Below are 14533 nucleotides of genomic sequence, written 5' to 3'. Positions count from 1 at the left end.
TATGAATCCTGATTATCGTAATCTATGATTCATTGTTGCCCGGAAGTAGAGAGAATAGTCAGATGATCCGCCGTTTCTTTCAAATCATGCTATAAAAATGTCTATGCTCCATAGACGTCCAAGGCGGTTCTACGGTAAGTACCCACTCACTTTCTTTGGATTGAACCGTATATTTTTTCGCTCCGAGTTGCTGCATCAAATCGCCCACAGACACCCAAATTGTTCCCTCTCGGCTCTCTACAGTCGCTTGCACCGTTCTCCCCTCCTGATCATGTAATCGTTTGGACGTTAATGCACCTGTGGCCGGGTTGATCTGAACAATCCGATCCTTCCACCAGGTGGTTGCCGTTCCCGAGGATTGATCCCAGCTTATGCTGCCTCCTAACTTGTTCATATAACTACGTAGTGGAACGAGCAATGTCTGGTCTTTGAACCGATATTCGTCCGGGTTGAGCTCAAGTGTCATATATCCTAGCTCAATTTTGAGCGGTTTGGCCGCAACCCATTGCTCCGCGTTTTGGTTCACATGTTTAGCAACCCAGCTCGAGGCCGGGGACTGACGATTTTTATATTTCAACGCAGGTTTGACCTGGAATTGCACCGGTTTGTCTGTTGCCTGCATCACTTCAAACCGGTACCCTTCTTGTTTATAGTACCGAATGATATCAGGCAGTGCTTTGACTGTCTCCGCATGTGCACCTCCATCATGCATCAGCACGATGGCAGAAGACTTTCCGGCAGGCACATCAGTTGCATGGGCGACAATTTCGCTCGCGGGCACATTTCTTCGTTTGGAGTCACCGCTATCTACGTTCCAGTCCATGACGACGTATCCTGCCTTTTTTAACAAGTCAAAATAAGTATGGTCAAAATGTCCGTACGTTCCACCAGGCGCTCTGACAAGCGCAGGACGAATGCCTACAATGTTATGAATGATCTCTTCCGTGCGTTTAATCTGCTGCCAGAATGTTTCAAAATCCCGGTATAACTCTTTATAATCATGGTTATATGTATGATTGCCGATGGCATGTCCTTCACTAGCAATTCGTTTGATCAAGCCTGGCATACGTTCCGCATGTTCTCCCAGCACAAAAAAAGTAGCCGGAACCTTCGCATCACGTAAAATATCCAATACTTCGGGCGTATGTTTGCCTGGCCCATCGTCAAAGCTCAAGTAGACAACTTTGTCTGTTTTTTTGCTTTGCACTGCTGCTTCAGCAGACGGAGCACCTGCTCCAAGCACACCTGTAAGCAGTAGCACAGTAAGCAAAAACCATATCGACAGACGTTGCCAAAACCGTATTCTCCCACAGGAATGAGATAAAGTTTGCTGCGCCGCAAGCTGCCCATTTCGTTGCATCATTTCGTGTGATCCCTGCGTCATTTGTAAATCGACCTCCAGCACTCTATTGAATTTGCTGATAGACTTCAGCAGATTTGTTAGAATTATATGGAGGCAGATCACAAAAAAGACGTCATTTCACCTATTATTTTGCAACATTTATGGTTGGCTATAATATGGAGTCATTGATTCTTGAGCAGCAATTCGGTAGCATTAGAAAAATAATGAATATGAACGGGCATACCGCTGCCTTAAAGCCTGATTCATATGAAATCACCAGGAGTGTGAACCTATTGGAATTACTTCAGAAGGTCCAGGAGTTATTCGGGTCTTACGGATATAGTGTATTGTTCTTTGGCTTGCTGCTGGAGTTTATTGCACTTCCCTTCCCAGGCGAAACGACGATGGCTTATGCGGGTTACTTGTCCTACAGAGGACAGCTTGATTTCGGTACGCTCATCATTCTGGCGTTTCTTGGAACAACGATTGGCATGACCATTACTTATTTTATTGGGGCCAAAGCCGGGCTACCTTTTATTACGAAATACGGAAAGTGGTTTTTACTCAAACCGGACAAGCTGGATAAGACGCAAAAATGGTTTGCCAAATATGGCAATGGCCTTATATTTATCGGATACTTCATTCCAGGAGTTCGCCATTTCACAGGGTATTTCTCCGGTATTGCTGCGATTCCGTTTCGCAAGTTTGCTCTATATGCTTATTCTGGTGCTTTGTTCTGGGTAGTATTGTTCCTTGGGATCGGTAAGGTGTTCGGTCCTGGATGGAGCGCAGTATTTAAACTTGCCCATCAATATACGGCATACATTCTTGCACTAGTTGCATTGCTTGTGATCGCTGGCATCGTCTATCGCTACCGTAAAGCCTTGTTCACTCGTTCCCGTCGCAAGCGCACACCTGTGCGTCAGCGTCAAAAACAAAATGCGGACTAATGATGAGTCCATATAACCTTTAAAAATACAGAAGCCGTCATATGCGGCTTCTTTTTGTTTGCTTTTCCTGGGATATGAAGACCGAATATCCTTTCATTCATATTTTTTTCATAATCTAAAACACTCCCGGTCATACTACTTGCAAATAAAGGATGTGTGAGGGAGGGAAACGGGATGGCTACAGATACGCAGACACAGATCACACATGAAACGCATCCTATTCATCCAAATCTGGCTGAAAATATTGCCTATTGCAAAAAGATCATGGGAAATAGTAACGACTTGATGATTCGTCCATTGCAAAGTTTGCACAAATGGCCTTCCATGCTGCTATACATTGATGGACTCGTCGATAATCAAGTGGTAAACCAGGCCGTCCTTCACCCCTTGATGCAAGTGCGAAACTTGCCCGATTTCTCAGCGGATGATGAGCACCTAAGCTATCTTCAGAATGATGTGCTCACCGCTAGTGAAGTACTGTTCATCGATGATATGGATGCTGCGTTGAAATCGATGCTGGCTGGCGAAGCCATTCTGCTGCTGGATGGATCTACTCGGGGACTCAAAATCGGCGCTGCCGGTTGGGAAGACCGTCCTGTAGGTGAACCCGTCTCCCAGACCGTTGTGCGAGGTCCAATGGAAGGTTTTACGGAAAACTTGCGTACGAATACCGCACTGATTCGCAAGCGAATTCGTGATCCGCAGCTTTGGATTGAGGAGAGGGAGATTGGACGTGTCACCAAAACCCGAGTGGCTATCGTATATCTGGAGCAAACCGTAAACGAAGATGTCGTTAATGAGCTTCGCAGACGGCTGGGTGAGATTGATATCGATAGTATTCTGGAGAGCGGGTACATCGAAGAACTGATTCAGGACAAGACCACGACAATCTTTCCGACAGTTTACAATAGCGAACGTCCAGATACGGTTTCTGCAGCACTGCTCGAAGGACGTGTTGCCATCATTATAGACGGTACACCGTTTGTACTGCTTGTGCCCGCATTATTCATGCACTTTTTCCAATCACCTGAAGATTATTACCAACGTTCTGATATCAGTTCCCTTGTTCGCTTGTTGCGATATTTATCGTTTTTGATCGCCATGCTGGCTCCATCCTTTTATATCGCTATTTCGACATTTCATCAGGAGATGCTACCAACCACCTTGTTGATCAGCTTGGCTGCACAGCGTGAAGGTGTGCCTTTTCCAGCCTTCATTGAAGCCGTTCTGATGGAATTGACTTATGAAATATTACGAGAAGCGGGGATTCGAATTCCGAGAACGGTCGGACAGGCCGTATCCATCGTAGGCACACTTGTTATCGGGCAGGCTGCGGTTGAAGCAGGGGTTGTCTCAGCAGCGATGGTTATCATCGTCTCCATCACGGCCATTTCCAGCTATGTCATTCCGGAGAACGGATTATCTATTTCGGTTCGTATTTTGCGTTTTATTCTGATGATGGCAGCGGCAGCGTTTGGTTTCTATGGCATTCTGATTCTGCTGCTCATTACGCTGACTCACCTTTGCAGCTTGCGCTCTTTTGGGATCTCTTACATGTCTCCTTTTGCGCCCTTCATTCAGAATGATCTGAAAGATACGCTGTTCCGTGTTCCCTGGTCGCATATGAGAACTCGCCCATTATCCAACGGCACTTCAAACGTAACGAGGCAGAAACGTAAAAAAAACAAGCGTTAGTGAAGGTAGGAGAAAAGGTTATGATGAAATGTTTACGTATCATGCTATCCCTCATCGTTATACTGCCGTTACTAAGCGGGTGTTGGGATCGCCAGGAGCTGAATCAGCTCGGGATTATGCTGGGTCTGGGTGTAGATCGAGACGGTGACCAGATCAGGGTTAGTGCACAGGTTGTTGTGCCTCGTGAAGTCGCCAAAGGTCAAGGCGGCAATGGAACACCCGTTACCCAATATCAAGCCAGCGCTCGTACACTGCTGGAGGCTATTCAGAAGCTTACCCATACAAGCCCTCGTGCCATTTTTATGGCTCATATCCGGGTATTGGTTTTCGGAGAAGAATTTGCACGTAAAAACGGTATATATGATGTGATCGAAGCTCTTTTGAGAGAGCCTGACGTGCGTCCGGATTATTATGTAATGATAGCTCGTAAAACAACGGCCTCTAACATTTTGAACGTACTCACACCACTAGAAAATCTTCCGTCAGAAAAGCTGTTCAATGCACTCGATATTTCTGCTAAAAGCTGGGCTCCAACCACAACCGTGACCAGTGACAAGCTGATGCAGTATATTCTCACACCCAGTATGTCCCCTGTTATTACTGGTATTGAGCTTGTTGGAGATCAAGATAAAAGTGGTGAGACCAAAAATGTCCAGAGTATCGAACCCCCGGCTACTCTTCAATTTGCTGGTCTCAGCGTGTTTCAAAAAGACAAACTGATCGGTTGGCTGAATCAGGATGACTCCAAAGGCTACAACTATATTCGTGACAACGTGAAATCAACGATTGGTCCTACCCAATGTCCAAGAGGGGGTTATGTCACGCTAAAAACGTTGCGTACCTCCACGGATCACAAAGTCAAAATGGTGCGGGGTGAACCCCAAATCAGTCTGAAAGTCAACACCGTCTCCGTTATTGGTTCCGTAGATTGTGATATGGAGATCGGTTCCATGGAAGCCATCAAACAATTGGAAGAACTGGCGCAAGATCGGATCGTTGAACTGATGAAAGGTACGGTAAGTCTCGTGCGCAGCAAATATAAAGTGGATATCTTCGGTTTTGGACAAGACATCTATCATAAGTACCCGAAAATCTATAAAAGGGAAGAAAAGGACTGGGACAAGTACTTTCAAAACTTAGACGTCACCTATGAAGCTAATGTTCAGATCCGTCGTATCGGCACATTGGACAATTCATTTAATAAAAAAGCCAAGGAGTGAGCACGCTTGCTGCTATCGATTGCAGTTGTCGTTGTCGGGTGCCTGATGGGAGTAATCAATCTACCCAAATTATGGAAGAAGAAGGAATGGAGAGAGCTCACCGTCTATTCCTGTTTACTGCTAACAGGTATTGTTTTTGGTGTCATCGCGGTGAATTTGTGGGAGTTTCCAAGCCCGCTCTACATTATCATCTGGATTTATAAACCCGTGAATCAATTACTGGCTTATATTACGGGGAGCTAGCCTAAGAGGAGTTGACAACATGCTGGAGCAAGGTCGGCTTGGCATCAGACAATTATGTATCTTGACCATTTTGATTATTGCCGGTGACATGATGATGATCTACCCTTCTGTTATCGCAACCTTTTCGGGGCAAAATGCTTGGCTTTATGCCTTAATCGGTGTTCCTCTTGGCATGGGGCTGATGTATCTTTTCGTCAAACTGGCAGACACGTATCCCAATGAAAATTTAATTGGAGTTTTTCGCAAAATCCTTGGATTTTGGCCAGGTACGGTGTTAGCCCTGTTCTACCTGATGTATTTTATTTTTAGCTCTGCAGCACAATCACGGGTCGTTGGTGATTTCATGACCAGTCAGATTTTTTTGTATACCCCCATTCGGGCTGTACTTCTGATTTTTCTCATTCCCATAGGTTGGGCACTGTATAACGGACTAGAAAGCATTGGGCGAAGCAGTGAAATTCTTGTGCCCATCATTACTATTTTTATGTTTGTTTTAGTGGTCTTTTTGTTGCCCGAGGTACAATTAAACCAGCTTGTACCCTTTACGGACACCACCTTCAGTCAGTTTACGCATGGGATTGTGATCGGTTTTATCTATCCGGTTGGTGAGGCCCTTCCCATTCTGATGATCCTCCCCTATGCAAATCAACAAGCCCATCGTACTCGTGATCTTATGATATCTGCCGGATTTGGCAATCTGCTCATGGCTATTCTGGTGACAATCTCCATGCTGGTTATGGGACTTTTTCTTACACAGCACACGATCTTTGGTTCATTTGTATTATCCCAAAAAATCAATATAGCCAACTTCTTTCAACGAATTGAAGTGCTCATGGCTTCGTCCTGGCTGATATCCACCTATTTTAAATCCACCGTTTATCTGTATGCCTTTGTTCTTGGTATCGCTGAACTTTTTCGCCTCAAGAGCTACCATTTTCTCATTCTGCCGTGCGTACTGATTGTATATGCGCTATCTAACCTTGTGACACCCAATATCGTTTTTTTTAACACAACGGTCATTCCCTATTGGCTGGAGTGGGATTTAACGGTGAGTCTGATATTACCTGTCCTGCTGTTAATCATTCATCAAATCAAGTCCAAATTATCATTTAATAAAGGCAGAACTTAAAGATAATCAAAGGAGGGTACAGATCATGCTCATCAAAGAGAGACTTACCGTGCGGCAATTTGCAGTCCTTGCCTTTATGGGCATGATTGGAGATATGATGCTAATCTACCCGACATTACTTACTTACTCTGGAAGACAGGATGCCTGGATTTGCTCGATCGTCTCCCAAGGTATCGGCATGTCGATCTTATGGCTTTCCTATAAGCTGCATCAAGCTTACCCCGGACTTACACTCATCGAGATCTGTTCCAAAGCACTTGGTAAATGGATAGGTGCAATTTTGGCTGCCGCATATCTGTTTTATTTTCTGATGGGTTCAGCTATATGTATCCGTGAAGTTGGAGACTTTATGACAACTCAGGTTTATCTCCATACCCCCATTCGGGCTATCATTCTTCTTTTTGTTATAGCCCTAGGTTGGTCCGCACTGAAAGGATTGGGCACGTTCGGTAAAATGGCAGAGATTCTGGCCCCCTTCGTTATGATCAGCTTGATGATCCTAATGCTTTGTTTGCTTCCCAAAATGGAAGTTTCGAACATCCAGCCTTTCTTGGATACTCCCCTGTTTTCATTTATAAGCGGGAGCGTTCGAGGGGCTACAGCTTCATATGGAGAACTCATTATCATCACCATGATTTATCCCTATATTACTCACGGCGTGCATAAGCGGCGAGACCTGTTATTAGCCGCATTACTTGCAGGAATCATGCTAACCCTCATTCTCCTTACCTCGCTACTTGTACTTGGAGCTGAACTGACAGAGCATAATATTTATGTATCGTATATTCTTGCGCAAAAGATTAACATTGGCGGCTTCGTACAACGAATTGAAGCCATCTCTTCAACAGCTTGGCTCGTGTCTACCTACTTTAAAACTTCGCTATACACGTTTGGATTCATTCTTGGACTTGCACAACTGTGTCGTCTCAAATCTTACCAGCCGTTAATTTTGCCAACGATGCTCTTATTATTCGGTATGGCTATTGTCATTTCGCCTGATGTCCTCTTCTACACCCTCGGCATCATGTACGCCTGGTTCGATTGGGATTTTACGGTCAGTATTGTCATTCCAGCTTTCCTACTACTGATTCACCTTATTAAAGGCCGATTCAAACAACGCAATAACGCAAATGCTGTTTCGCAAAAATAAACAGGCTACATCTCAATGGAAAGGTGTCCATGGATGCAGCCTGTTTATTTTTAACCATGCAAGCCGTATGCATGGCTCGTTTTATTTTCATAGGATCGGAACCGATGAATTACAGCCCTTTTACCGTCTCCAATGCCTCTTCGATATGTCCCTTCACACGTACCTTCGTCCATTGTTTGATCAGCTTGCCCTCTTCATCCAGCAGGAAAGTGGAGCGCACAATACCCATGTACTCCTTGCCGTACATCTTCTTCAGCTGCCATGCGCCAAACTGCTCGGCAACCGTGTGCTCCTCATCCGATAACAGGATGAAAGGCAATCCGTATTTGGCAATAAACTTGTCATGTTGCTTCATCGGATCAGTGCTGATGCCCAGAATGACCGTATTCAGCCCCTGAAACTCCTCATGTCGATCCCGAAAATCACAGGCTTGCTGGGTGCAAGACGAGGTCATATCTTTCGGATAGAAATAAATCAGAACTCGCTTGCCACGAAAATCAGACAGCTTCACAGACTCACCCGTGCTCGATGGCAGTTCAAAATCGGGAACTTGTACACCTTCTGTTAAAGTCATTTTCATGTCCTCCTTGGAATTCAAGTTATATGATCCTTCAGATTTGCGTGAAGTAATCCTTCAGCTCACTCTCTGAGAACTCTGGAATTTACGTTACGTGATGAAATAATCTCTTAGCAGGTCATGACCCCGCTCCCCGATAGCGCTTCACGCCGAAGTTCCACAGGGTAAGGCCAATCGTTGCAAAGACCAGCCCCATGACCGGAGTGAGCAAAGCCATACGATGCATCTCTGCTCGCTCAAGGAACAGTGCTGCCGGATAGATGCCAACAAAGGCAAACGGGATAATCCAGGTGAGCAGCACCTGAATGGCTCTGTTGTAGATCGTTACCGGGTAACGTCCATATCCTTGAATATTGTACATCAGCGGCAAAATTCCTGTCGGTGCATCGGAGTAAAAGGATAGTGACGTCAAAGTGGTATAGATACCCGCGTAGATTAGCACCGAACTTAGTGCCAGTATAATCAATGCAGGGATGTGCCACCATTCCAGTACGAGCCCCATCTCTGCTCCACTGATGGTCATAATGATTAACCCGATGAACGAACCTACGAGAGAGGGCGGGTCTACATTTTCCAGCAGAATCTGAAACAGGTTGTGTGCCGGTCTTGTCAGAATGCGATCCATCTCACCTTTGACAATGTAACGCTCGCTGAACCCCCACAGGTTGATGAAACAGCTAAAGATGCCGTATGGCACCATAAAGTATCCGTAAACAAATAATACTTCCGCCTCACTCCAACCGCCAAGGTTATCGGTATGCCGGAAAACGACAAAGATAAAGATCAGATTGGTCGCCTGAAACAGCAGATCCGAGATAATCTCTACCCAGAAGTCGGCGCGGTACGTCAGACGTGTCTTCATGTAATTTTTCAGATATTCCCAGATTAGACCCATATAGTACATTCGCTTATCCCCCTTGCACGAACAGACGCTTGCGCGCCTGCCGCCAGATCAGCACCATAGGTATGAGCAGCAGGACAAACCAGAGCACCTGAATCCCGAGTACATTCCAGATGCCTGTGCCTTCCACTCTGCCAGTGAAGACCGAGCCGGGCAGATACGTGATTGCCTGAAACGGCAATACCTTCATGATCGTGGACAACCAGTCCGGGTACAAACTGATTGGAATGATCAGGCCCGAAAAAAGATCGACGACCACACGTTTCATGCGCATCATACCTTCGTTATTTTCCACAAAAAATGCGGCCAGTCCCGTAATGACATTTATCTGGGAATTAATGATGAAACTGAAGAACAACATAACGAGAAAACCGATCCATGCCGAGGGCGCCGTTGGAAGTTCCACCGGGAACAGCAGGATGGCAATGATCATGCCCGGAATCATGAGCAGCAAGAAACGGAAGATACCTTCGCCAAGCCCCTGCATCATTTTGACCATCACATAGTTAATTGGCCGGATAAACTGAATCGCAATGGAGCCATCCCGAATATCAGCAGCGATCTCCCGATCCAGATTGTTAAAATAAAAAGCACGCGCCATCCAAGAGACGGCAACATAGGTTGTCATCTGTGCTGCCGTAAATCCGCCAATCTCTCCGCTGCTTCCATAAATAGCTTGCCACGTAAAGTAATACACGCCAATATTCAGCGTATATATCAAAATGCCGGAATAATAATTCACTCGATACGCGAGCATCGTCAGAAAACGAATACGCATGAAATCGATAAATGCACTGTTCATCTTAGGTAGCACCTACCGCTTCTTTATCTGCCGACACAATCTCCGGGCGCTCAGCCGAACCGGACTGGTAGATACTACGCACAATCTCATCCGTGTTGGTCTCAATGATCTGAATATCCGTAATATCTGCCTGACCTACCACACGTGCCAGTACATCCGAAACGTTCAGTTCCAGCGGAATCCACACGGAGGCCGACAATTCGTTCTCCACGGTCCACCGCACAGGCATCGCCGCCGTCCATTCATTCATCTGTGCCAGATTATGTCCTGTGCCAAATTTAAAGCGCACCTCCCGCTCCGTGCCCCACTGAGACTTGAGGTGATCCAAGCCACCATCGTAGATGATGCTTCCTGCATCCAGCATGATGACACGTGAACATAAAGCTTCGATGTCTTGTAAGTCATGAGTTGTAAGCAATATGGTTGTGCCATGCTGCTGGTTCATGTCTTTTAGAAATTCGCGGATCTCTGACTTCACCACAATATCCAAACCAATGGTCGGCTCATCCAGAAACACAATGCCTGGATTGTGCAGTAAGGCCGCCACCAGTTCACAACGCATCCGCTGACCAAGACTAAGCTTGCGCACCGGACGACTTAACAGTTCCTGTAATTGCAGACGTTCAACCAGCTCGTCCAGCCGTTTACGGAAGTCCTGCTCCCCTACTCGGTATACTTTGCGTAGCAGATGAAAGGATTCAATCACACCGATGTCCCACCATAGCTGACTACGTTGTCCAAACACCACACCAATATTTTTGACAAACTTCTCCCGTTCCTGATACGGAACATACCCACCTACCGATATATGCCCGGATGTAGGCACCAAAATGCCGGTCAACATCTTGATCGTTGTTGATTTGCCGGCACCGTTCTCTCCAATATATCCGCATATTTCGCCTTGCGGTATCTGAAATGAAATATCATTCACAGCCAATACTTCCTGGTATTGACGTTTGAACAGATCTTGAAACGCGCCCTTCAGCCCACCGCGGCTTTTCTGGACGTTAAACGACTTTCGCAAATCTTTGACATCAATCGCCAGCATGTTTATACCTCACTTGGATTTTGTTGAAATTGCTTGTAGCCCAAAAAGAAATTATAATAGTAACAGTCAAAATTCAGCAAGCTTTAAAAATAGTCCGAAGTGGCCTCCTCTGCCTTGAGGTTCGGAGGGGAAGCGAACGGAAAGCTTCGACTTATACGCAAATTTAACGCAACTTTACATGTACTGAAATCGTTTATTTTTTATCTCAAATACAAAGGAGCGCTAGCATGACCAGAAAGACGAAGAGGACCCTATGGATCTCTCTTGCCGCCTTCGTGTTAATTGTTGGAGGGGCAACGGCCTACTATTTTGGTTCTATTCTTAATCAGTTGGATGGATTGCAGAAGAAAGGCGAGGATTCGCCATTTGCCAATATTGAGAACGTAGAGAAAGTAAACACACCTGACCCTCCCAAATGGGAAGGTACCGAAACCGTGAACATATTGGTTATGGGTGTTGATGCCCGTGGTCTGAAGAAAGGTGAAGTCCCCCGTTCCGACAGCATGATGGTGGTATCCCTTGACCCGCTGACCAAAAAAATCAATCTCTTCTCCATTCTGCGTGACACTTACATTAATATCGACGGATATGGTAAAGATCGCATTAACACAGCGATTACCCACGGTCCGAACGTAGCCATGGAAGCCGCAAGTGACTTGCTCGGTATCCCTGTTCAATATTATGTGTATACCGATTTCCAAGGATTCATCAAACTGGTCGATGCGGTTGGCGGTGTGGACTTTGATGTAGAGAAGGACATGCATTATACAAGTAAAGCCGACAACAATGAGTATGATATTGATCTGAAAAAAGGCTACCAGCATCTCGACGGCAAAACAGCCTTGATGTATGTTCGTTTCCGTCATGACGCCATGTCTGACTTCGCCCGTTCGGAACGTCAGCGGGAGTTGCTCAAAGCCGTGACCGCAAAAATGCAATCCACGACAACCATTGCCAAACTGCCTTCCATCCTGGAAGAAGTCAGCCCATTTGTGGATACCAATCTTACCCTTTCCGACATGTGGAAACTGGGGGGACTTGGTTACCAAAGCAGTATGAATGGCAGTGAGCAGGTTCCACCAATGAACCTGTTGAAAGAGGAACGCACACCAGGTGGTGCACAAGTTTTGTCCGTAACCAGTGAAGAAAAACTGAAACAACATGTTCAGGACATCATTCATCCACCGGCTCAGACAGAAGACCAAAAAGCCAAGGAAGACAAAACGGCTAGCGGTGATAGTAAAAACACACAGCAACCGGCAGAGTAATTGAGCCGATCTACAGCCGTATTTGTGCTTTTAGACCGAGATCTAGGTTTGAGCTAACTTGGTAAATCGCTGGATGGCTAAAACATCAATTCGCGCAACAGTAAAAGTCACCCTACACGGTTACTCAATAGTAGTACTCACAGCCTGTGACTATGAAATATACCGTGTATACCATAGCTATGATGCGATTCATTCTCAGAAGGGCAGCCGACATGCTGCCCTTTCGCTATGCCTGTACGTCAAAGTATGCGAAAATAATCATAGCATGTCATTGTTTTGCCGGTTTAAACTAATGGAATGACGAAAGGAAGTTATCTCATGAATACACGTACGAACTCGGAGTTGTTATATACAGAAGCCCTGGAGCATATTGTAGGCGGCGTAAACAGCCCTTCTCGCTCATTCAAAGCGGTGGGCGGCGGGGCACCCGTTTTTATGAAAAAAGCGCAAGGTGCTCACTTCTGGGATGTTGACGACAATAAGTATATCGATTATCTCGCGGCATACGGTCCAATTGTAACTGGACATGCCCACCCTCATATTACGAAAGCCATTACGGAAGCTGCTGCGAATGGTGTTCTGTACGGTACGCCGACGGAGCTTGAGATCAAGCTTGCGAAAATGCTCAAAGAAGCGATCCCGTCCATGGACAAGGTTCGCTTTGTAAACTCCGGTACGGAAGCCGTGATGACAACGATTCGGGTCGCACGCGCGTATACGAAACGGAATAAAATCGTAAAATTTGCCGGATGTTATCACGGACACTCCGACCTCGTGCTGGTTGCTGCGGGCTCAGGCCCGTCTACGCTTGGCATTCCCGACAGTGCAGGTATCCCGACCAGCATTGCTCATGAAGTCATTACCGTTCCATATAACGACCTGAAAGGTCTGAAGGAAGCGCTCGAACGTTGGGGCGACGATGTAGCGGCGGTTATGGTGGAGCCGATTGTTGGTAACTTCGGTATGGTTATGCCAGAGCCAGGATTCCTGGAAGGCCTCTGTGCGATGACACGCGCGAACGGTTCACTCGTCATTTATGACGAGGTTATTACCGCCTTCCGCTTCCATTACGGTTCCACACAGACGTACACCGGATTAAGCAATCACGCAGAGATCGAGCCAGACCTCACCGCACTTGGAAAAATCATTGGTGGCGGCTTGCCGATCGGTGCCTACGGCGGACGTAAACATGTCATGGAGCAGGTTGCTCCACTCGGACCTGCGTATCAGGCCGGAACAATGGCGGGCAATCCAGCTTCCATCTCGGCGGGCATCGCTTGTCTTGAAGTCCTGCAAAGTGCTGGTGTATATGAAGAAATGGAACGTCTAGCTATCGATCTGACCGCTGGCTTGCAGGCTTCCGCGGACCGTCATGGCATTGATCTGACGATCAACCGGATTCGTGGTGCATTCTCTACGCATTTCTGCAATCATCCGGTGACGAACTACGACCACGCACAAGACACGGACGGCGAACGCTTCGCGTCCTTCTTCCGCCACATGCTGAATCGCGGCATTAATCTCGCTCCATCCAAATATGAAGCCTGGTTCCTGACCACCGCTCATACGGATGAAGACATTGCTGCTACGCTGGAAGCAGCAGAAGCTTCCTTTAAAACGATGGCACTGGAGTAAGAGCTGGAGCCATCAGGCAGCCTACAGAGTAAGCGTTGAACTCTGGAAATAGTACATTGGGTAAAGCGCAGAGTGATGGAGTAGTACATTGGGAAGCGTAAAAGTACATGGTGTAGTACTGTAGGTTTGAGTACAGCGTATGCGTATAATACTGGGTAGTTCATGGCATTAATGCTGAGCCTTCGATTAGCGGATAGAGTATCGGTAGGACTAAGAAATGGCGAAAAGAATAGCGACAAAGAAACGAAGCCTAGCCCTTTGGGCTGGGCTTTTTTATGCTGGCAACTGGAAAAGGTGTCAATCTGGATACACATCTCGCCACTGATCAACCAAACATAACCGCTTTAACTCGCACTTGGGGTCGCAGTCGGCTAACACTCTCACTTTGACTCGCACGTTGAATTGCTAATTGGTCAACACTCTCGCTATTCAACCTGATGAGCATACTTTTCATCATATCATGCCCCCCAATACTGCCGAGATTCTAACGATCACAGGAGGGCTTATTTCCCACTTTTTGATCAGTTTTGAAATCTAACGATCACAGGAGACGTTATTTTGCAAAATGGAGCC

Annotated in this window: 13 protein-coding genes; 8 read left to right on the top strand and 5 right to left on the bottom strand. The window is 46.3% G+C overall.

The window, feature by feature from the left end:
- Positions 1-79: 79 nt before the first annotated feature.
- The gene (locus AC1VYS_RS03675) at positions 80-1384 is read right to left on the bottom strand and encodes a polysaccharide deacetylase family protein (RefSeq protein ID WP_482913045.1); all 1305 of its coding nucleotides are present in this window, start codon (positions 1382-1384) and stop codon (positions 80-82) included.
- Positions 1385-1635: 251 nt separating this feature from the next.
- Between AC1VYS_RS03675 and AC1VYS_RS03670 the strand changes: the two genes are divergently transcribed.
- The 6 genes from AC1VYS_RS03670 to AC1VYS_RS03645 all read left to right on the top strand — a co-directional run bounded on the left by AC1VYS_RS03670 (position 1636) and on the right by AC1VYS_RS03645 (position 7729).
- The gene (locus AC1VYS_RS03670; protein ID WP_482913044.1) at positions 1636-2292 is read left to right on the top strand and encodes a DedA family protein; all 657 of its coding nucleotides are present in this window, start codon (positions 1636-1638) and stop codon (positions 2290-2292) included.
- Between the two features lie 174 nt (positions 2293-2466).
- A complete protein-coding gene (locus AC1VYS_RS03665; RefSeq protein ID WP_482913043.1) occupies positions 2467-3987 on the top strand; it encodes a spore germination protein in 1521 nt (506 codons plus the stop codon).
- A gap of 20 nt (positions 3988-4007) precedes the next feature.
- Complete coding sequence (locus tag AC1VYS_RS03660; RefSeq protein WP_482913042.1) at positions 4008-5207, top strand: Ger(x)C family spore germination protein; 1200 nt, start codon at positions 4008-4010, stop codon at positions 5205-5207.
- Between the two features lie 6 nt (positions 5208-5213).
- Positions 5214-5450 (top strand): hypothetical protein, encoded by a 237-nt coding sequence (locus AC1VYS_RS03655; protein ID WP_482913041.1) that lies wholly within the window; start codon positions 5214-5216, stop codon positions 5448-5450.
- A gap of 19 nt (positions 5451-5469) precedes the next feature.
- Positions 5470-6579, top strand: a complete 1110-nt coding sequence (locus AC1VYS_RS03650) for a GerAB/ArcD/ProY family transporter (RefSeq protein ID WP_482913040.1) — start codon at positions 5470-5472, stop codon at positions 6577-6579.
- A 25-nt stretch (positions 6580-6604) separates the two neighbouring features.
- Entirely contained in the window at positions 6605-7729 is a 1125-nt protein-coding gene (locus AC1VYS_RS03645; protein ID WP_482913039.1) for a GerAB/ArcD/ProY family transporter, read from the top strand.
- A gap of 109 nt (positions 7730-7838) precedes the next feature.
- Here AC1VYS_RS03645 and bcp read toward each other — a convergent pair whose 3' ends face one another.
- The 4 genes from bcp to AC1VYS_RS03625 all read right to left on the bottom strand — a co-directional run bounded on the left by bcp (position 7839) and on the right by AC1VYS_RS03625 (position 11057).
- Entirely contained in the window at positions 7839-8309 is a 471-nt protein-coding gene (gene bcp, locus AC1VYS_RS03640) for a thioredoxin-dependent thiol peroxidase (RefSeq protein ID WP_482913038.1), read from the bottom strand.
- Positions 8310-8424: 115 nt separating this feature from the next.
- Positions 8425-9210 carry an ABC transporter permease gene (locus AC1VYS_RS03635; RefSeq protein WP_482913037.1) on the bottom strand — a complete coding sequence of 262 codons (786 nt, stop codon included), beginning with the start codon at positions 9208-9210 and terminating at the stop codon, positions 8425-8427.
- Positions 9211-9214: 4 nt separating this feature from the next.
- Positions 9215-10009, bottom strand: a complete 795-nt coding sequence (locus AC1VYS_RS03630; RefSeq protein ID WP_090924537.1) for an ABC transporter permease — start codon at positions 10007-10009, stop codon at positions 9215-9217.
- A 1-nt stretch (position 10010) separates the two neighbouring features.
- Positions 10011-11057, bottom strand: a complete 1047-nt coding sequence (locus AC1VYS_RS03625) for an ABC transporter ATP-binding protein (protein ID WP_482913036.1) — start codon at positions 11055-11057, stop codon at positions 10011-10013.
- A 227-nt stretch (positions 11058-11284) separates the two neighbouring features.
- On the opposite strand from AC1VYS_RS03625, the gene AC1VYS_RS03620 reads away from it, so the two are divergent.
- On the top strand, positions 11285-12325 hold the full coding sequence (locus AC1VYS_RS03620; protein WP_482913035.1) for an LCP family protein: 1041 nt from the start codon (positions 11285-11287) through the stop codon (positions 12323-12325).
- A gap of 318 nt (positions 12326-12643) precedes the next feature.
- Positions 12644-13960, top strand: a complete 1317-nt coding sequence (locus AC1VYS_RS03615) for a glutamate-1-semialdehyde 2,1-aminomutase (protein ID WP_482913034.1) — start codon at positions 12644-12646, stop codon at positions 13958-13960.
- The last annotated feature ends 573 nt before the right edge of the window (positions 13961-14533 follow it).

Source organism: Paenibacillus sp. G34, from assembly GCF_056856875.1.
The sequence above is the reverse complement of the archived record's forward strand: the minus strand, read 5'-3'. Positions and strand labels throughout refer to the sequence as shown.